General features: G+C 38.9%; 13 protein-coding genes. 6 read left to right on the forward strand and 7 right to left on the reverse strand.

The window, feature by feature from the left end:
* Window positions 1-7: 7 nt before the first annotated feature.
* A complete protein-coding gene (locus PLJ10_07525) occupies window positions 8-958 on the reverse strand; it encodes a glycosyltransferase (GenBank protein HOK09496.1) in 951 nt (316 codons plus the stop codon).
* Between the two features lie 122 nt (window positions 959-1,080).
* Here PLJ10_07525 and PLJ10_07530 point away from each other — a divergent pair, with 122 nt between their 5' ends.
* The 5 genes from PLJ10_07530 to PLJ10_07550 all read left to right on the forward strand — a co-directional run bounded on the left by PLJ10_07530 (window position 1,081) and on the right by PLJ10_07550 (window position 7,256).
* A complete protein-coding gene (locus tag PLJ10_07530; protein HOK09497.1) occupies window positions 1,081-3,390 on the forward strand; it encodes a hypothetical protein in 2,310 nt (769 codons plus the stop codon).
* A 22-nt stretch (window positions 3,391-3,412) separates the two neighbouring features.
* Window positions 3,413-4,171, forward strand: coding sequence for a bifunctional demethylmenaquinone methyltransferase/2-methoxy-6-polyprenyl-1,4-benzoquinol methylase UbiE (gene ubiE, locus PLJ10_07535; GenBank protein HOK09498.1), 759 nt, complete (start codon window positions 3,413-3,415; stop codon window positions 4,169-4,171).
* A gap of 51 nt (window positions 4,172-4,222) precedes the next feature.
* Complete coding sequence (locus PLJ10_07540; protein ID HOK09499.1) at window positions 4,223-5,518, forward strand: MFS transporter; 1,296 nt, start codon at window positions 4,223-4,225, stop codon at window positions 5,516-5,518.
* 120 nt (window positions 5,519-5,638) lie between these two features.
* The gene (locus tag PLJ10_07545) at window positions 5,639-5,800 is read left to right on the forward strand and encodes a hypothetical protein (GenBank protein HOK09500.1); all 162 of its coding nucleotides are present in this window, start codon (window positions 5,639-5,641) and stop codon (window positions 5,798-5,800) included.
* Between the two features lie 148 nt (window positions 5,801-5,948).
* On the forward strand, window positions 5,949-7,256 hold the full coding sequence (locus PLJ10_07550) for a glycosyl hydrolase family 17 protein (GenBank protein ID HOK09501.1): 1,308 nt from the start codon (window positions 5,949-5,951) through the stop codon (window positions 7,254-7,256).
* Window positions 7,257-7,447: 191 nt separating this feature from the next.
* Here the strand turns inward: PLJ10_07550 and PLJ10_07555 are convergent, their stop codons facing one another.
* The 6 genes from PLJ10_07555 to PLJ10_07580 all read right to left on the reverse strand — a co-directional run bounded on the left by PLJ10_07555 (window position 7,448) and on the right by PLJ10_07580 (window position 18,840).
* On the reverse strand, window positions 7,448-8,416 hold the full coding sequence (locus PLJ10_07555; protein ID HOK09502.1) for a peptidylprolyl isomerase: 969 nt from the start codon (window positions 8,414-8,416) through the stop codon (window positions 7,448-7,450).
* Window positions 8,417-8,440: 24 nt separating this feature from the next.
* On the reverse strand, window positions 8,441-8,644 hold the full coding sequence (locus PLJ10_07560) for a hypothetical protein (GenBank protein ID HOK09503.1): 204 nt from the start codon (window positions 8,642-8,644) through the stop codon (window positions 8,441-8,443).
* Window positions 8,645-8,766: 122 nt separating this feature from the next.
* Window positions 8,767-12,897, reverse strand: coding sequence for a DNA-directed RNA polymerase subunit beta' (gene rpoC, locus PLJ10_07565; GenBank protein HOK09504.1), 4,131 nt, complete (start codon window positions 12,895-12,897; stop codon window positions 8,767-8,769).
* The gene (gene rpoB, locus PLJ10_07570) at window positions 12,890-16,804 is read right to left on the reverse strand and encodes a DNA-directed RNA polymerase subunit beta (GenBank protein ID HOK09505.1); all 3,915 of its coding nucleotides are present in this window, start codon (window positions 16,802-16,804) and stop codon (window positions 12,890-12,892) included. The genes rpoC and rpoB overlap by 8 nt, the downstream gene beginning before the upstream one ends.
* A 301-nt stretch (window positions 16,805-17,105) precedes the next feature.
* Window positions 17,106-17,825 carry a 16S rRNA (cytidine(1402)-2'-O)-methyltransferase gene (gene rsmI / locus PLJ10_07575; protein HOK09506.1) on the reverse strand — a complete coding sequence of 240 codons (720 nt, stop codon included), beginning with the start codon at window positions 17,823-17,825 and terminating at the stop codon, window positions 17,106-17,108.
* Between the two features lie 10 nt (window positions 17,826-17,835).
* Complete coding sequence (locus PLJ10_07580) at window positions 17,836-18,840, reverse strand: GHMP kinase (GenBank protein HOK09507.1); 1,005 nt, start codon at window positions 18,838-18,840, stop codon at window positions 17,836-17,838.
* A 136-nt stretch (window positions 18,841-18,976) separates the two neighbouring features.
* Between PLJ10_07580 and yihA the strand changes: the two genes are divergently transcribed.
* Window positions 18,977-19,564 carry a ribosome biogenesis GTP-binding protein YihA/YsxC gene (gene yihA / locus PLJ10_07585; GenBank protein HOK09508.1) on the forward strand — a complete coding sequence of 196 codons (588 nt, stop codon included), beginning with the start codon at window positions 18,977-18,979 and terminating at the stop codon, window positions 19,562-19,564.
* Window positions 19,565-19,938 lie beyond the last annotated feature (374 nt).

The raw sequence follows: 19,938 nt of genomic DNA on the forward strand, positions 1-19,938 counted from the left end.
AAAGTAATTACGGAGATATTATATCAATTTGAGGTTCTTCTCTGTTTATAGCATCTTGGAAACCACGATGCCTGAAATATCTAAATACACGACGATATGCATAGTTTAGGGTTCTCGAATCCTCTGGAAATTTTTTGCAAATTTGATGATAATAGGGAACGACTAAAGAATTAAATATACGAGTATAAAGAGGTTGATATAACCTGTAATGTTCAATCACTTCATAACTGTTCGGAAATATTCGCATGAAACATCCCATCGAATAGCCTCGCCGATAATGATATTTACATATATTAAAATAACTACTCCCTGTCCAAATCCAACAGAGTGCTTGCTCATCAATCTGAAGTGGAACATCTGCATCTTGCAATCTCTGAGCCAATTCAACTTCTGAAAAGTCGGGAAATGAAAAGAATTTATTTAATCCACCAATATGAAGAATCATTTCTTTTGGAAAACTCATATTTGCTAATGAAAAATGAAACGGGGTGGGCTTAATAGGTTTTGGAATTGGGAAAAGGACATCTTCAGGAAGAAACCATCGGGTAATACTTCGTGATGATAGGCGAGGATGGGGAATTAAAGACCCACTCACACATGCCTTGTCGTTATTTATCCGTTGTATGTGAACATGTCGTTGAACCCAATTCGACGAAGGTAACACATCAAATTGACTACAAAGTATCCATTTCCCCTCAGCCTCTCGAAAACCTAAATTCCATGCTTCAATTTCAGAATTGCTCGAATCATGAATATAACGTACTTTGAGTGGAGAGCCTTTAATTAGCGAGTGTATTTGGTCATCCACTTTTTGAGTCGAACCTACATCGATAATAATCCATTCCATTTGGGATAATGGGAACTCTTGAAGCTCAAGATGTATAAACCAAGTAGGCAAATATGCTGATAAGTTTTCGCCAACAAGTAAAACACTGACATCTGGATATCTGGACAACATAATATCTCGTTTTCATTCTCTTTTTTATTACAATATTATCATGTTAATATGTTCAGAAGTGAAATTTTATTATTAAACCATAAAAACATAACAAATAACTATTCAAATATCCATACTCTATTATGACAACATATTCAAATAATTCTACCGAGTACCGACGGTTCCCTTTTTGGGGAATATTGTTAAGTGGAATTTTTCTACTACTGATAATTCGTATTTATTGGGACCCTTCATTATCTACATCTACCAGTTCCACAACTTTATCAAGTGCTTACAAAGACACATGGACAAAGGGACAGTATATCATCTGGGGTCCTATTTGGAAATATGGATTTGAACGAATTAAAAAAGGTGAAATTCCATTCTGGAATCCATACCAATTATGTGGTCAACCTTATCTTGTTGATTTTCGAACTGCATTATTTCAGCCATTACACATGTTATTCTGGCGTATCGATTTTCAAACAGCATACCAATGGTATATTTTCCTCTGCTTATTTTTATTAGGACTTGGTTTCCTTATTTGGGGACGAATTTTAGAAATTCCATATCCAGCACTGTTGCCTGGATTGGTATCCCTTTTATTTTCCAGCCCGACAATTGCAGTGCAGATGTCCATATCTTTTCTTAGTGGCTCCGTTTGGCTTGTATTCCTTATGGGTGGGGTAGTTTATTTTTTAGAAAATTCAACTGGACGAAGTTTTTTAGTCCTCTTATTTATATGGGTCGCATTACTTTTATCTGGTAGCATAGAGTGTATTACATCAGGTTTTATTCTATTACTATTATTTCCATTAATCCTTGAAAAGTTACCTATGCTATCAGTGAGCCGTACTATTTCATCCGCATTTCGTAATATAGCGTTTGTTCTTATATTAGGTTTAATGATAACTGCATTTTCATGGTTACCCAGTGTTGTATGGTTAGTGCAAACAAGGGGAGACCTTACTACCTTTCAAGGTTTTCCCATAGCCATACATTTTCCAACCTCACTTTCGGAGATGCTTTCCAGCTTCTACTCGACCCTTACAAAACCGAGCATATCAACCCTATCTCTTATATATCCTGGTGTAATATGTCTCGTTTTTCTTCCATCTGCATTTTTTGATCGAGAACTCAGAAGAATTGTTATATTTCTCGGCTCTCTATTACTTTTTTTTATCCTTCTATTCTTTGTCAATCTTGAGCTTGCACATTTATTACAAAGGGGAATGATAATTATCATTGCGGTAGCTTTATCCACTCTCTCTGGAATTGGTATCAATCGACTTTTACTAAAAGGACGAGATGTTAAATCACCTTATATTTGGGTCTCGGGAATTATCGTTTTCTCCTTAACCGTATTCATTATTATTGTTAGCTCGCCGTGGGTAAAAGGGATTTCAGTGATACTATGCCTAATCATTGTACCAGCAATGTTGATACGTATCCGTAAAATTAATAATCTTCTGTCTATTCTGCTTGCTCTTTTATGTTTTCTCGAGTTGTTCTACATGTTTCGTCCTTTTTTGCCAAGCAGTTATACCGCAGAGATTAAAAAATACGAAGAATATGCGGAATTTAATAAGACACTTCGTTACCAGACAGGGACCAGCAGGGCTTATATTACTTCTGAACCTTCCAGCATTCTATGGTCGGAAAATTTAGGAATGTATTACCATTGGCAAATGCTAAATGGGAAGGACATCCCGATGGACAAACGTTCTCAAAAATGGTTTGAAGAAGCCTCAGTTATATCAACCGACAAGAATATCCCATTAACTCAACGATTAAACAACCCACTCATCATGTTAAGTGGTGTCCAGTGGGCATTCGTATCTATGAACGAAAATCCTCCTAATGATACAGATTTGAAAAATTGGAAAAAGTTAGAACGTCTACCCTTTATTAATGTGTATGAAAATATGCAATCTCTACCAAGATGTTTCTGGGTTGAAAAATATAAAATTACCACTTCACTGGATGAAACGATAGAAATCCTTTCCGCCCCTGAATTTTCACCCCTCCGCGAATGTGTCCTCGAAACAGAGCCTACTAAGGATGCTATTCTTACCATCGACAATACAGAAAAAGAAGTAACTTCGGTAGAACAAACGGCTGAACAAAAAGCGGAGTGTACTATTTTGGATGAGACCCCAGAGCAAATATCAATATCAGTTAAAGCACCTAATGACGGTGTTTTAATTCTATTGGATACGCTAACTTATGGATGGTATGCCACTGTAGACAATATACCATCTAAAATAATTCAAGCTAATGGGATATTTAGGGGTGTTTACATTAACAAGGGAACCCATCAGGTAGTGTTTGAATACAAAGTGCCCGCTTGGAACGAAGGTAGAATTATTTCTATTATAGGGGTCATCGTAAGTTTTATATTCACTTTTATGTATCTCTTTTCCAATAAAAAACGAGAACAACCGATATATTAATGTGATTAATCAAAGGTATAAAATGGCAGAATCAAATAAAGAAAAAGACTGCAAAAAGGAATTACAATTAAGAGAACAGGGGAAAATTTACCTATTATTTAATAAAATTGCCGATAGATATGACATTACCAATCGTTTTTTATCATTTGGTCAAGATTCTAAGTGGCGAAATGAACTAATTAGACACATCCAAATACCAGAAAATACACAAACATTTTATATCTTAGACCTTGCAACAGGCACGGGAGAAATACTAAAAGCGTACCGTAGACAATATCCAGATAATGGTTTTATTATCGGGATTGACCTTGCTGAAAATATGTTAAGAGGCGCACAAGAAAAATTTTGTCAAGAGAAAAATAAGCTCTGGTTATTCTCAATTATGGATGCAACTCAATTAGGCATCAGTACTAATTCCGTGGATGTAGTAACAATTGCGTTTGGTATTCGGAACGTATCAGAAATTCAGACAGCATTACAAGAAATCTATCGGGTATTAAAACCTGGAGGACAATTACTTATTCTCGAATTTGGCTTGCCACAAAAAGGTTTATGGCGAAAAATCTATTTGTTTTATCTACGGCATATTCTTCCATGTTTAGGTGGATTATGGACAAATTGCTCTCCAGCATATCAATATCTAAGCCAAACCATCTGTGATTTTCCATCCCATAATCATTTTTTGCAGATATTAAATAAGGAAGGGTTTATTCAAACTCAATGGATTGAATTTAACAGAGGAGCAGTACTTCTCTATTTGGCACAGAAAGCAAAATCATGATAAATTACAACTACATTTTTTGACGATAATACAAAATAAGGTAGTAAAACTATGGCGGGTGTTCCATTAAAATCAAAAATAGCATTCGGTATGGGTGGTATCGCTTTAACCCTTCCTGATATGGTTTTCACACAATGGATATTTATGCGGTATGTACCCAATGAAGAACGAGCGTTGATGTCCGCATCTGTGTTTGGTGCTATTTTTTTAACAGCACGTGTATGTGGTGCCATTGCAGAACCATTAATTGGACACTGGAGTGATTCCTGCCGAACACGATGGGGACGACGCCTACCCTTTATTCGCTTTGGGTTAATCCCCCTCATCATTTTCTTTTTCCTCATGTGGCACCCACCAATAACTGCACCTATATGGACAAAGGTCATATATGCCTATCTGATAATACAAATCTATTTGCTTTTCTATCCAGGGGTGTTAACTCCTTACCTGTCATTATTAACTGAATTAGGTGAAGGGAGTATGGACAGGGTTGGCTTGATGACGGCCCAGGGTGTGTTTGTCATGTTAGGTAGTGTCGTGTTTGCACTCGTTGGCGTGGTATTAAACAAATATGGCTGGACAGTGATGGCTATCTTGGTTGCCCTTCTAACATTTTTATCCCTCCTTCCCATTGCAATTACAGGGAAAGAACGGACGCTACCATCGGAAGAACATAAAAAAGTCTCCTTCATTCAGTCTGCTATCTGGGTCTTGAAAAGCCGTTCCTTCCTTCATTTAGTACTTGCAACATCGTTCTACTTTCTCGCATTTACATGCATCGTGATGAGTTTACCTTTCTGGGTAAAAGTATATTTATGCAAAGGAGAAGAGGTCGTTACATATTTAATGTTGCCACTACTGATGATGACCATGTGCCTCTTTGTTTTTGTTGGGAAAGTGGTCGGACGTTATGGTAAATATCGCGTATTTGCTATGACTTTATTATTAGCAAGTTTAGGCTTACTCCTACTTTCGGGTGTAGGTTATTATCCCATAGGTAGCCCGTTGATTCATTTGTTTTGTGTGATAATATGGATGGGTATTCCTGTGGCAGGGTTGGCTGTTTTACCTTTTGCCATTCTAACAGATGTGATTGATGAAGATGAACAGAAAACAGGGACACGACGCGACGCCATCTTCTTCGCCATTCAAGGAACTATCCAGAAAATATTTATTGGTATGTCTGGCGGTGTATTTTCCATCCTTGCCTATTGGGGTAATGGAAGCAATGTAACAGAACAAGGGCTACGATTTGTTGCTTTAGCAGGTGGATTAAGTGCCTTTATTGGGTTTGTTATTTTCCTTGGTTATCCACTAAAAAATGTTGACATAAAACCTTCTTCATAAGTCAAACACATACAATTTTCATCTTCTATCCAATTACTATTTTTAAAGTTTGCAAATAAGATTATCTGATTTGTATGCTTTTTATTTATAATGAAACATTAATCTCAGGAGCAGTTTGTTATGAAGGTTGAAGACTTTGCTTATCAGGTAGCTGTACGAACTATGGAACTCCTCGAACAAGAGCAACATTACAAAATTTCAGAAGAACATCGAAAAATAATTCTTCAAAAAATCCTTCAGGAAGTCCCCCAGATTATAAAAAAAGCGTCATCATCAAAATAAACAAGCAAAACATAAAATGAGATATGAACTATTTATATCTTGGTGAGAGTAATATCGTCCTTTACTGAAAAATTTCTCTCTTCTATGATTAAGCAGGAAGGAATAGTGTATATCGGGTATAATATGTTATAAAAGTTTCTAACCAAAAATGACTCTAATTCAGTTAATAAATAATAAATCCAACTTAACATGGATGGGATTTTTAGTAACGATTATCATAGCGATAATTCTAAGTTCACTCTTCAGATATCAACTTCACGGCATTAATTTTAGCCCATTCACAGGTGATAATCAAGACCCAACACAGGGTGCAACTGTGTCAGAACAAGAACTGAAAGAAAAACTGGGTAAAGTGTTCCCCTTCACAGCGTGGGTAAGGACCTTCACCTGTACAGGAACTTTAGCACATGTAGGCTCTATTTGTCATTCTAAAGGGAAAAAGACAGCCATTGGGGCATGGTTAGGGAAGGACTTAAACGCTAATGAAGCAGAAATTAATAGTCTAATCCAATTAACTCAGCAAGGGAATGTTGACCTTGCCATCGTAGGAAGTGAAACACTTTTACGTGGAGATTTGACAGAAAACGAATTGATTGCATATATCCAACGTGTTAAATCTGAAACGAATGGAGTTCCTATAACGACCGCGGAAGTATATCAGGTATACCTAAACCATCCTCAATTAATGAATATTTGCGATGTTATCTTTGTAAATATTTACCCTTATTGGGAAGGGGTAGATGTTCAATATGCTATGTATTTTTTTAACTTGAAATTTGAGGAATTAAAAAACAATATCGGGCAAAAAGACATAATTATTTCTGAAACTGGCTGGCCTACCGATGGCAATCCTATAGGGGATGCGGTACCTTCATTAGAAAATGCCCGATTTTATTTCTTGAATTTCCTGTCTTGGGCAAGGTCAAACAATATTCCTTATTTCTATTTTGAAGCCTTCGATGAGCCGTGGAAAATAAAATATGAAGGCCTACATGCTGGACATTGGGGAATTTTTGATAAGTTCTGTATTATAAAAGAACATTTCATATCCGCTTTTCGAGGGGAAACGATACCTGATAATTGGAGCGGAACAGAACCAGTCGAAGGCCAGGGGACACCCACGATTGAATTCACTTATATACCGCCTGTAGGTTCGTTTGAAGATGTACGAGGCGATGTTAAGCATATTTCGCCAAAAAATTACCGAGTTACAGTATATATCTATAACTGGGGAGGCTGGTGGACAAAACCTTACTGGCATTTACCCACAACACTAATTATGCCTGATGGCTTTTGGAAATGTGATACTACAACAGGAGAAGGGGATGAAAATGCTTCCAAAATTGCTGGTTTTCTAATCCCATCGAACTATTCACCCCCTATTATGAAAGGTGAGTCAGAACTTCCGCAAAACCTCTACGAAAACTCACTTGCCTCTGTTCAAGTAGAACGATAATCATAAAAGGACTCAATTATCAAAAACTATTCAGGTTATCCGTACTATTTGTGGTTAAAAGAGAACATAACTGTAGCCTCGTGCTATCGTTTATTGAGGGAGTTATGTGTATGCAATAGAAGAGATATGCCTTTTATAACTAAGGATGTATGATGCAGATTTTTTTCAAAGGTTTTGTTCTGTGTATAGGATTACATAAATATACGGATACGAGCACCTTTTTTAAGTTCATCAATCCACTTTTGATAGCGTTCATTGACATATTGCTCTTTTAGTTTAGGTTCGATAATAATGCGTGCTTTTTCATAAGGTATTTGAGCATTTCCCTGTTTTTCTTCAACTTTTAAGATATGGAACCCCCATTCTGTTTCGATGGGTTGGCTAATATCCCCTTCATTCATGTTCTCTATTACCTGCTCCAGTTCGGGAACTAAGTCACCCTTGGATACCCAACCAATAAGACCGCCCTGGTCTGCTTCGGGACCTTGAGATTCATTTTCGGCTATGGTACTAAAATCAGCTCCTTGCTTAATTCTATCGTGGATTTCCATAATTCGCTCTTTTACCTTGAGTCGTTCTTCCGCTTCTTTTGGAGCTTGAAGAAAAATCCGCCGAACTTTGACCTTTTGCGGATTTTTAAATTCGTCAATATGCTCATTGTAGTATTTTGCAATTTCAGGCTCTGAGATAGTAATCTCATTTTCAAACGCCTTCCGTTTTTTTAGTGCATAAGAGAGAGCAATAATTTGTTGTTTTATTCTTTCGCGGAATTCACTCATGGATTCGCCACTTTCTTCTAAAAGTCTTTGAAATTCCTCCGGCGAACTATACCGCTTTTTTATTTTCATAATTCGGTCATCAATATCTTTCTCATCAACTTTTAGTCCTTCATTCATTGCCTTTCGATATAACAGTAACCGTTCAATATATCGGTCTAAGGCTTTCTGGAAGGCTTGCTCCATTTCTTTATCAATTTGCTGAGAGGATAATCCCTGCGATTTTAAGTCTGCGAAGAAAGGGGCTATTTCTTCTCGAAGGTCACTCATCAGGATGACCTCGTTATCGACAGTTGCAACAATCCCATCATAAATAACTGTGGGAATTCCTGCCAATGCCAACAAAATGACAGATAAGGTTACCATTTGTTTGCTCCTTCTAATAATATCTTATGTCTCGTCCTGAACTTAGGAACCACTACCCGTCGTTGTTTCAGTCGTTTCTTCCGTCGTATTACTTTCGGTAGCTGGAGTGCCTCCTCCTTTAACAGCACCAATGGCAGTAAGTAATGATACAATTGCCTGGATAATCATTACAATGCCACCTATTCCAGGGGTTAATCCCCAATCTAACCCTCGTCTCGGAAATGACAGTGCTTTGGTATGCTTCATATGCCGTATCCTTATTGTTTGTTGATAAAAAAAGGAAGATGAATATTTAACATTCATCTTCCTTAATTATATCGTTTTTGTTGTATTGACTGCCTTCGTTGAGTTTTAAATTCTCCTGCATCTTATTCTTCTGCTCCTGATGCGATTTGTTCTTCTTCGCCGTGGGTTTCTATTTCGAGGTGTTCTTCCATCTCTTTGGCAGAAATATCAGCAATCACTGGCTCGGACTTTTGATAGAACCGACTACCTGTTCCCGCAGGGATAAGGTGTCCAATAATCACATTCTCCTTCAAACCTCGTAGATAATCCCGCTTTCCACGTATTGCCGCATCGGTTAGCACACGTGTTGTATGTTGGAAAGAAGCGGCAGCAACAAAGCTTTCCGTGCTTAATGCTGCCTTACTAATTCCCTGTAAAACAGGTTCGGCTTCTGCAGGTTTGCCACCTTTACTGAGGACTTTTTCATTGATTTCATTAAATTTGGAACGGTCAACAATTTCATGGGCGACAAAACTGGTATCTCCTGTATTTTCCTTAATACGTACTTTACGAAGCATTTGCCGAATGATGATTTCTACATGCTTATCATTTGTTCGGACACCTTGGGCTCGATAAACTTTCTGAATTTCGTCTAATATATATTTACGGAGGGCTTCTTCACCTTTAACTTCCAGAATATCTTCAAGAATAATCGGTCCGTCTGTGAGTTGTTGTCCTGCATATACACGGTCACCTTGTTGAACAAAGAGATGCTTGCCAGGAGGTATCGTATATTCACGCTCCTTACCAATTTTCGGGACAACTTTTACTTTACGCATTCCTTTAATTGTTCCACCAATTTCAACAATTCCATCGATATGACTAATAATGGCTGGGTTTTTCGGAACACGTGCTTCGAACAATTCAGCAACACGAGGTAAACCACCTACAATGTCTCGTGTTTTCCCAAGTTTGCGTGGTGTCTTTGCAAGAATATCACCCGCTTCAACTTTATCTCCATCTTTCACTAATAAATGTGTCTCTGGCGGTAATGGAGCAAATGCCAATACTTCTTTATGTTCACCACAAATAAGGATTTGTGGATGCATATCATGCTTATGCTCAGTAATAACTCTTTCTTCCAGTCGTGTTTCTGGGTTAATTTCTACCCGCATCGTAACACCTTCAACAACCCCTTCTAATTTTACTTTGCCAGAACGTTCCGCAACAATGGTCTGGTTGTATGGGTCCCACTTATAAAGTAAAGCACCTTTCTTTAGTTTATCTCCATCCTTACAATGCAAGACAGAACCTGTTGCAGGGGCAAATCGAATCACTTCTTTTCCATCATTATTTAGCACACGAATTTCACCCCCACGATTTACTATAACCACCTCACCTTTACGGTTTACATCCGTTCGGATATTATTGAATACGACGGTTCCATTTTCAGGCATACGAACTTCTGGATTTTCTAATTGTAAACTCGCAGCACCACCGATATGGAAGGTTCTCATGGTAAGCTGGGTTCCAGGTTCGCCTATGGCTTGGGCTGCAATGATGCCTACTGCTTCACCCAATTCAACAAGTCTACCTGTTGCAAGATTTCGACCATAGCATAAAGCACACACGCCTCGTTTTGCTTGACAAGTTAGAACAGAACGGACTCGCACACCAGGCAAACCGGATTCTGCTATAGTTTTCGCTTTATCTTCTGTAATTTCTTCATTCGCTTTTACAACGGGCTCGGAAGTTCCAGGAATAATTATGTCTTCTAAGGCATAACGTCCAACAATTCGTTCTTCCAACGGGGTAATCGTTTCGGGTCCCGACATCAATGGTTCAATATAAACCCCATTCAATGTTCCACAATCAATTTCCTCGATAGTTACATCTTGAGATACATCAACAAGACGCCGTGTAAGATAGCCAGCATCAGCTGTTTTCAATGCGGTGTCTGCCAAACCTTTTCGTGCTCCGTGGGCAGATATGAAATACTCCAACACACTCAGACCTTCTCTAAAGTTAGACGTGATAGGTGTTTCAATAACATCGCCAGACGGTTTTGCCATAACACCACGCATACCAGCCAATTGCCGAATTTGATTTTTACTACCACGAGCCTTTGAAGTATACATCAAATATAGCCCTGTAAAGCCTTGTTCTTTTTGCTCGAGATAATTTAACATTGATGCAGACACTTCGTCTGTTGCTCGTTTCCACTCTTCAATTATCTTATTTGTCCGCTCTCTTTGGGTTAGCAAACCATGTTGATACTGCTCTTCTATATGTTCTACCTGCTTACGGGCACGTGATAAAATCTTGTCCTTGTCAGGCGGAACTGTCATATCCTCAATAGCAATGGAAAGCCCTGACTTCGTAGCATACTTAAAACCTACATTCTTCAAGCAATCCAAAAGCTCAACTGTTTTACGATGCCCAAATTTTTTATAACAGTTGGCTATAACCTGTCCGATAGAAGACTGGTCATGGTCTCGATTGATATCTTCAAGACGAATTTCTGGAGGTAAACTATCCCACAGGATAACCCGTCCTACTGTAGTATCTATGATTTTTCCGTCTACTTGAATCTTTATTCGAGCGTGTATATCCACATGCCCAAAATGATATGCCAGCAAGACAGATTCTTTATTGGGATAGATTTTTCCTGCGGTACATAAATTCTTGCCACCTTTGGTCTTCCATTCATCTTTCCACTCACCCTTGGCTCCGGGACGTGCTCTTGAAAGCCAAGCAATACCTAAAACGATGTCTTGACTTGGCGTTACAATCGGTGAACCATCCGATGGTGAGAAAATGTTTGAGGAGCCCATCATTAATAAATGTGCTTCTAACTGTGCCGCTGGTGTCAAGGGCACGTGTACCGCCATCTGGTCTCCGTCGAAATCCGCATTATATGCACGACAGACCAATGGATGAATCCGAATCGCATTCCCTTCGATTAATATTGGCTGAAACGCTTGAATACCCAAACGATGGAGAGTCGGTGCACGATTAAGAAGAACAGGATGGTCTTTGATAACTTCTTCTATTGCATCCCAAACCTCAGGCCTACCTTGTTGAATCATTTTCTTGGCGGATTTAATGGTAATCGCTACACCTTTTTCTTTCAGTCTATTGATAATAAATGGCTCAAACAAGGTCAAAGCCATTCGCTTCGGCAAACCACATTGATTTAATTTTAATTCTGGTCCTACAACAATCACGGAACGCCCAGAATAGTCAACACGTTTGCCTAACAAATTCTGGCGGAATCTCCCTTGCTTGCCCTTGATAAAATCGCTTAACGATTTTAAAGGCCTTGCGTTTGTTCCCATCACCGCTCTACCGTGTCTACCATTATCAAAAAGAGCGTCTACCGCTTCTTGAAGCATTCGCTTTTCATTTCGAACAATAATTTCTGGCGTCCGTATCTCCATAATTTTCTTTAACCGATTATTCCGATTAAGAACACGACGGTAGAGGTCATTTAAATCGCTGGTTGCATACCTACCACCATCTAAGGGGACGAGAGGACGCAAATCTGGTGGGAGCACAGGGATAACATCCAGAATCATCCATACAGGTTGATTTCCTGATTTACGAAATGCTTCGACAATTTGAAGTCGTTTTATTGCTTTTGCACGTACCTGAGCAGATGAAGAATTTAAAAACTGTTCACGAAGTTCCGCAGATAGTGTGTCTAAATCTAATTGCTCCAGCAATATCTTCATCGCCTCAGCACCCATCTTCGCCACAAAACTACCATATCCAAACTCGCTTACTGCATCAAGATATTCATCCTCTGTTAGCAATTGTAACTTATTCAGCTTGGTGACGCCAGGGTCTATAACGACGTAACTTTCATAATAAATAACCCGCTCTAAACTTCGGACGGGTAAATCCAATAAATTTCCCATGCAAGAAGGATTATTCTTGAAAAACCAGATATGAGCAACAGGTGCGGCCAATCGAATAGAACCCATCCGTTCACGTCGCACTTTTGCCTCTGTTATTTCAACACCGCATTTGTCACATACAATACCACGATGTTTAACCTTTTTATACTTGCCACAACCACATTCCCAATCCTTTGTCGGTCCGAAAATCTTCTCACAGAACAGCCCATCTTTCTCGGGCTTGAATGTGCGGTAATTAAGAGTTTCGGGTTTTTTTACTTCCCCTTTAGACCACCGTAATATTTCTTCAGGAGAAGCGATGCGGATTTGAAGTGCATCAAATTTGTCTAATGTGGTAGGAACGTATTTAGCCAAGGTAAATATCCTCCATGTCTTCTTCTTCGTCTGAATCTATTGCTGTTTCTACTTTTGCAAGTTTAATTACATCAAGGCATAGGCTTTGCATCTCACGAATAATGACATTAAACGACTCTGGAACGGAAGGTTCTACATCATAATCGCCCTTGACAATGGCATCGTAAATCTTGGTTCTACCTTGAATATCATCTGATTTGAAGGTAAGCATTTCCTGTAACGTATATGCGGCACCATAAGCCTCTAATGTCCAAACTTCCATTTCACCAAAACGTTGTCCACCTGAATTGGCTTTACCACCTAATGGCTGCTGTGTTACTAACGAATACGGACCGATAGCCCGTGCATGAATCTTGTCATCAACCATGTGATTTAATTTCATCATGTAGATATACCCTACGCAGGTCTCATGATGAAATTCTTCGCCCGTCTTACCATCACGCAATTTTATTTTCCCATTCGTAGGCAATCCTGCTTTCTTAAGGTAATTAATAATGGTTTCCTCTCTCGGTCCATTGAAAACAGGAGAAGCCACTTTCAATCCTAATACTTTCAATGCCCAGCCCAACTGTGTTTCCAATATCTGTCCAACGTTCATTCGGGACGGGACACCCAACGGATTTAATATAATCTGAATAGGAGTTCCATCCGGGAGGAACGGCATGTCTTCCACAGGGACTATCTTTGCAACAACACCTTTGTTACCATGTCGTCCTGCCATTTTATCACCAATGGACATCTTCCGTTTTGTTGCTATATAAACTTTAACTACTTTGTTTACACCTGGGGGCAATTCATCTCCTTCACGCAACCGTTCTAATTCTTTATCTCGGAAAGAGATTAGTTTTGCTTCTTCCATTGCTGCAAGATTTACTAACCGTGCAAATTTTGACTGAAGTTTTTTGTCTTCAATTTTCAGACGTGCCAAAATAGAATAATCTAACTCAGCCAATTGCTTCGGTTTTACAGCCTTCCCTTTCTCTAAAACAACCTCATCCTTCTTATAGTCATAAACATCTTCAAGTATTCTTTGCCCATACATCTCATCACGAACTAATTTGATAAACATCTCGCGGATTTTGGCTATTCGTGCTGAATATTCTTGCTTAATTTTCTCTGCTTCGCGTGTAATTCTTGACTTCGTTTGTTTATCCATCGCCTTATTTCGACGGCTGGTTACCTTTACATCTACGACCACACCTTCTGTTCCTGGTGGGGCATATAAAGAGGCATTCCTTACATCTTCCGCTTTCTCGCCGAAAATGGCTATCAATAATTTTTCTTCTGGGGCTAATTCAGACTCTCCTTTTGGGGTAACTTTCCCTACAAGGATATCTCCTGGTTTTACTTTTGAGCCAACATGAATAATTCCGTTCTCATCAAGGTTTCTTAACGAATCTTCACCTTCGTTAGGAATGTCCCTAGTAATTTCTTCTGGCCCTAATTTGGTATCTCTTGCTTCAATCTCAAAAACTTCTACCTGAATAGATGTAAACACATCATCTTTAATCAATTCTTCACTTAAAATAATAGCATCCTCAAAGTTGTATCCTTCCCATGGTAGAAAGGCGACAAGAACATTTCTACCCAAAGCCATTTCCCCATCACACATACCAGGACCATCCGCAATAATATCCCCCGCATTAACTTTATCACCTTTTACCACGATTGGTTTTTGATTTATACAGGTGCTTTGATTAGACCGTGTAAATTTCTTTAAGCGATATATATCCTCATCCAACATAAATGGATTATTAGATTTTGTTGTGTCTACACGAATACGGATTACTTCGCTGTCCGCATATTCCACAACTCCTCCACGTTCTGCACGAACAGCAGTACCGGAATTTCTTGCACAAATCTTTTCTAAGCCTGTTCCTACGAATGGTTGCTCCGATTTTAGCAGAGGGACTGCCTGACGTTGCATGTTTGAACCCATTAATGCACGGTTAGCATCGTCGTGCTCCAAGAATGGAACCAATGCTGCCGCTGCACTTACAATCTGCTTCGGTGAAACGTCCATAAAATCCACTTCATCTGGGGGCACCAATGGGAAATCCCCTTTATGCCTACAAAGAACAAAATGATTCTTAAATCTCCCTTTCTCATCTAACGGCTCATTTGCCTGAGCTATCTTGTAATTATCTTCATCATACGCGGTAAGATAAACAATTTCATTTGTAACTTTTCCATTTTCTACCTTACGATACGGAGTCTCGAGAAATCCATATTCGTTAATCCTTGCATACGTTGCAAGTGAAGCCATAAGACCGATGTTCGGCCCTTCAGGTGTTTCTATCGGGCAAATACGACCATAATGTGTAGGATGCACGTCACGAACCTCAAAACCAGCCCTATCCCTGTTAAGTCCTCCCGGACCTAATGCACTGAGACGCCGTTTATGTGTCAATTCGGAAAGCGGATTGATTTGGTCCATGAAGTGAGAAAGCTGACTACGGCCAAAGAAATCTTTAAGAACAATTCCGATGGGTTTCGGGTTTACTAAAGATTGAGGTGTAAATTCCTTATCTTCTGAGCGATAACTCATCCGCTCCCGAATGGTCTTTTCCATCCTTGCAAGACCAATACGGAATTGATTCATTAACTGTTCACCTACAGAGCGAACCCGCCGATTTCCTAAATGGTCTATATCATCAACAACACCTTCACCGCGATGAAGTTTCACCAAGTATTTAAGGGTTTCAATAATATCTTCTTTCGTTAAGGTTCGCACTTTTTGTGAAATTTCAAGCCCCAACTTACGGTTAATTTTATACCGACCTACAGAAGCAAAGTCATACCTTGCTGGGTCAAAGAACATACTTTCAAAATGCTTTCGACATTGAGCATCATTAGTAGGATCACCCGGTCTCATCCGAATATAAATCTCACGTAACGCCTCTTCCTGAGTCTGAGCCTGGTCTATATTTAAGGTCTGAGCAATACTAATGTCGCTTAATACATCCTGACGGTTCAATACATAAAATTCACGAATAGGGGAACGAAGAACCGCATTCAATACCGCCGCCGTTATTTGCGAGGACGCATCTGCAATAACTTCTCCTGTCTCCGGGTCAATAATATCCGATGCAAGCCAATACCCAACTAAATCACGGACATCTATTACAGAATATTCCTTCTCTTGTTCTACCTCTTTCCCTCTATGTCTAACTTTTTGTTTTTTATATAATGTTGCTTTCGTCCGTTTTATTCTGACGCGGTCAATACGATAAAACATCCGCAGAATTTCTTCAGGTTCAACATAACCCAATGCTTTTAGTAATGTTGTGGCAAGCATGCGAACACGACGGTCTACAGTTACCCACAACACATCATTCGGGTCATAATCAAATTCTATCCACGCACCACGATACGGAATAATACGAGCTGATAATAATAACTTGCCTCCCGGATGCTGTTTCCGTTCAAACGAAACACCAGGCGATTTGTGTAATTGACTAACAATTACACGTTCCGCACCATTGATAATGAATGTCCCTGTGGGCGTCATCAAAGGTAGTTCTGTTAAAAACACATCTTGCTCTTGAACCTGCTTCTCTATCTTCTCTCCCTTTAACGACTCTTCATAAATAGTCAACCGAAGGAGTGCCTTCAAAATACCACAATAGGTTAAACCTAAATTCTGGCATTCTTCTATGGTATACTTCGGCGGAGAAATGACATAGGATACAAATTCTAACTTTGCCAGTCCATTCGGCGACTCAATTGGAAAATACTCATTGAGTACTGCTTGTAGTCCTTTGTTCTGTCGTTCATGAGGAGGAACATCCCACTGCAAAAAATCTGTATACGATTTCGTCTGAATCTCAATCAGATTGGGCAGATGGGATAAGTCTTCAGGTGCTCGTGCTAACGAAATTCGTTCTGAACGGGGAGCCACAGCCATGAAAAAAACTCCTTATTATGGTTCCGGGAAAATTTATAAGAAATGACACTTTTACCTGTACCGTTTCCTTATGGTGCGAAGATAATCCATATTTTTATTGATATTCCCTTTTAAAATCATAAAATAACAATTATACAGGAGTAATATTATATCAATTTTAAAACCAAAATGCAAATCCCCTTTTACCCCACATTTAATCTATTTTATTTTATGTCCAATTTTTAATATTCTTTAACATCTCCTATCGTTTTATTGTTTATGGACCAATAACTCATATAGTACCATTTTACCACAAAAAAAATCAATTTTCAACTTTTTTACTAAAATTTTCTCGAATAAATTTCGGATGATTTCCAGCGATAACAATTGTAACTTCGCCTTTGATGGTTTCTGTTTTTAATGCTTCAATAACATCAGATATATATCCACGAAAGACACGCTCAAATTTTTTCGTCATTTCAAAGCACACAGCACAACATCTATCCCCCAAAACACGGTATGCCTGTTCTAAAAATTTCAAGACGCGATAGGGTGATTCATAAAAAATTAATGTGTGTGGAAGTTCTTTATCCATCTCTAAAAAATGATGTGTGGGACCCTCTTTTCGCGGAGGAAAACCCTTAAACGTATACGATGACGTAGGCAATCCAGATAAAACAAGAGCTGTTTCTACCGCAGTAACACCAGGAATAACGTCAATTTGATGTCCTGCGTCAAGGACTGCTTGCACTAATTTATATCCAGGGTCACTGATACATGGCATTCCACTATCTGAACATAATCCAACTTTGGTTCCTTTTTTTAATTCTTCAAGCACAAAGGGAATAATCTTTGGCTCTCGAGACTCAAAACATGCACAAACTCGAGATGGGAAAGGAATATGGTAATGGCTATATATTCGCCGTGTAACACGAGTATCCTCACATATCAATAATTCCAATTCCGCAAGTACCCGTAATGAACGATGAGTTATATCCTCTAAATTTCCTATTGGCGTACCTATAATATAGAAATTGCCCATGAAGTCAAACCTATTCTGCTGGTTCAATTTGCGGTTTTATTACCACAGCATTTTCTGTTTGTAGTGCCTCCACAATTTTTTCATACATCGCTTCATCTTTATAAATTCCAACGATAGCACCACCCGACCCAGTAAATTGTGCATGTGCTCCTACAGACCGCGCAACATCAACTAAACGAACCTGACGTGGGTCAAGGTTATATATTGACCTTCGTCGGTCAAAATTTTTATCCATCCATATTCCAATCTCTTCTCCCTTTCCTGCAAGGAGAAGGTCTCTTGCCTTTTGGGCATACTCTGCAAAATCACGCATTGCTTGATGCACCTCCGGATCACCCGACAACCACCGTTCTCGAACATTATTATGAAAAACCTCTGACCCTTCCGATAAATCTTTACGATAAGCAATAAATAACTTCGGCAAAAGGGATACAGGTATCTCTTCATAATGCCCATACCCTCGCGTCTCCATTAACGTTCTGTCAAAATTCATAAACACACAGCCTTCATAAACCTGAATAACTCGGTCTTGTAATCCAGCAAAGATACCTAATTCCTCCGTCTCCACACTTAAAATAAGATTTGGAAGAATTGGCTTCGGAATATCCACTTCATAAAATTCCATAAGACACCTCATTGTCGCAGTTACTAAAGCACTCGACCCAGCAAGCCCCAAACGACGTGGTATCGTCGACCGATAACGAATGGAAAAATTCTTTTGTGGTAGAGTTATTTTATTCGCCTTGCAATATTGATAAAACTTATAGATACCTGCCTTCATCAAACGAATACCACCATAGTAGCCATTAATACGAACATCCTCCGTCAAATGTTCTATAGACTCATATTTTGACTGGTCTTGATAACTCGGTATAATTTCCAGTTGTGGACTTTCATACAAACTGACCTTCGCAAAAAAATTGCGAATAATCACACTTATTGTTTTCCCATAATAACCATCAGATGGATTGCCGACCAATCCTGCCCGTGCGTATGCAACTGCTTCATAAGCCATAATTACTGTTTTCCTTTCATTTACATCAGAGAAATGATTATATCGTATTTAAATACTGATATGCTCACAAAAAGTCCATTTGCAATTCACCTGCCCAGACAAATAAATTAAGATAAAGTATCAAAGGTATTAATTTATGAAAATCAGCTCCGTCGAATTCAAAAAAAGCATCCTTGAAATTAAAGACGCTCCACGCGAACGCAAACCCGAAATCGCATTCGCAGGCAAATCCAACGTTGGCAAATCATCACTACTAAACGCCCTATGGGGGAGGAAAAACCTCGCCAAAACAAGCAATACACCAGGGAAAACCAGAACTATTAACTTTTTCGAAGTCAACCGCAAATTCTACATGGTCGACCTGCCAGGCTATGGCTATGCTGAAGTCCCATTATCCTTAAAACAACAGTGGAATAAACTCATGTTTGATTACCTCACCCAAAGTAATCAATTAAAACTCGTCGTTGTTCTCATCGACTCACGACATGGTCTTACAGATAAAGACATATCCTTACTCGACTTCTTAGAAGAACATTCCATACCTACCCTACTTGTTGCCACAAAAATTGATAAATTAGGCAATGCACAACGAAAAATACAATTGGATAAAATCCGAAAAGAACTAAACCTTGATGAAGAAGCCATCATTGTTCCATTTTCCGCCATCACAAAAGAAGGTGTTGCCCCACTATGGAAAATTATTCAGGAAGTATTAGAAGAATAAAACAAACAAATCAAAACAAACAATTAAAGCACCATCCCACAATAACCCCCATTTTCATTATAATTAAGGATATTTGTGCTTAATAGGCAGTATCAATATCTCCTGCTGATACCTTATCCTATAATCCTTTATCTATAATTTATTCCATTCTCATTGTAAAATGCAATTAAGACAAATGCTTAGGTATGTACAAACCCATTCTGTCCTCCCCCAAATATATTCCATCCCATGTTGTTCTTCGCAGGGGCAAACCCACTCATCTACCCCAAAAAGTAAACGTCTGAAGTAGGGCAAACACATAGGTCCACCCCTACAGTAGTATATGATGTAACATCCGCTTCCCTACTTCCGAATGGAGTAATTGTAGTTTCAAT

The organism is Candidatus Hydrogenedens sp. (assembly GCA_035361075.1).
Lineage (GTDB): Bacteria > Hydrogenedentota > Hydrogenedentia > Hydrogenedentales > Hydrogenedentaceae > Hydrogenedens.

Coding starts and splice junctions, on each gene's coding strand:
- PLJ10_07545 (HOK09500.1), top strand. CDS start 5,639: ATGAAGGTTGAAGACTTTGCTTATCAGGTAGCTGTACGAACTATGGAA.
- rpoB (HOK09505.1), bottom strand. CDS start 16,804: ATGGCTGTGGCTCCCCGTTCAGAACGAATTTCGTTAGCACGAGCACCT.
- PLJ10_07525 (HOK09496.1), bottom strand. CDS start 958: ATGTTGTCCAGATATCCAGATGTCAGTGTTTTACTTGTTGGCGAAAAC.
- PLJ10_07560 (HOK09503.1), bottom strand. CDS start 8,644: ATGAAGCATACCAAAGCACTGTCATTTCCGAGACGAGGGTTAGATTGG.
- ubiE (HOK09498.1), top strand. CDS start 3,413: ATGGCAGAATCAAATAAAGAAAAAGACTGCAAAAAGGAATTACAATTA.
- PLJ10_07540 (HOK09499.1), top strand. CDS start 4,223: ATGGCGGGTGTTCCATTAAAATCAAAAATAGCATTCGGTATGGGTGGT.
- yihA (HOK09508.1), top strand. CDS start 18,977: ATGAAAATCAGCTCCGTCGAATTCAAAAAAAGCATCCTTGAAATTAAA.
- rsmI (HOK09506.1), bottom strand. CDS start 17,825: ATGGGCAATTTCTATATTATAGGTACGCCAATAGGAAATTTAGAGGAT.
- PLJ10_07550 (HOK09501.1), top strand. CDS start 5,949: ATGACTCTAATTCAGTTAATAAATAATAAATCCAACTTAACATGGATG.
- PLJ10_07580 (HOK09507.1), bottom strand. CDS start 18,840: ATGGCTTATGAAGCAGTTGCATACGCACGGGCAGGATTGGTCGGCAAT.
- PLJ10_07530 (HOK09497.1), top strand. CDS start 1,081: ATGACAACATATTCAAATAATTCTACCGAGTACCGACGGTTCCCTTTT.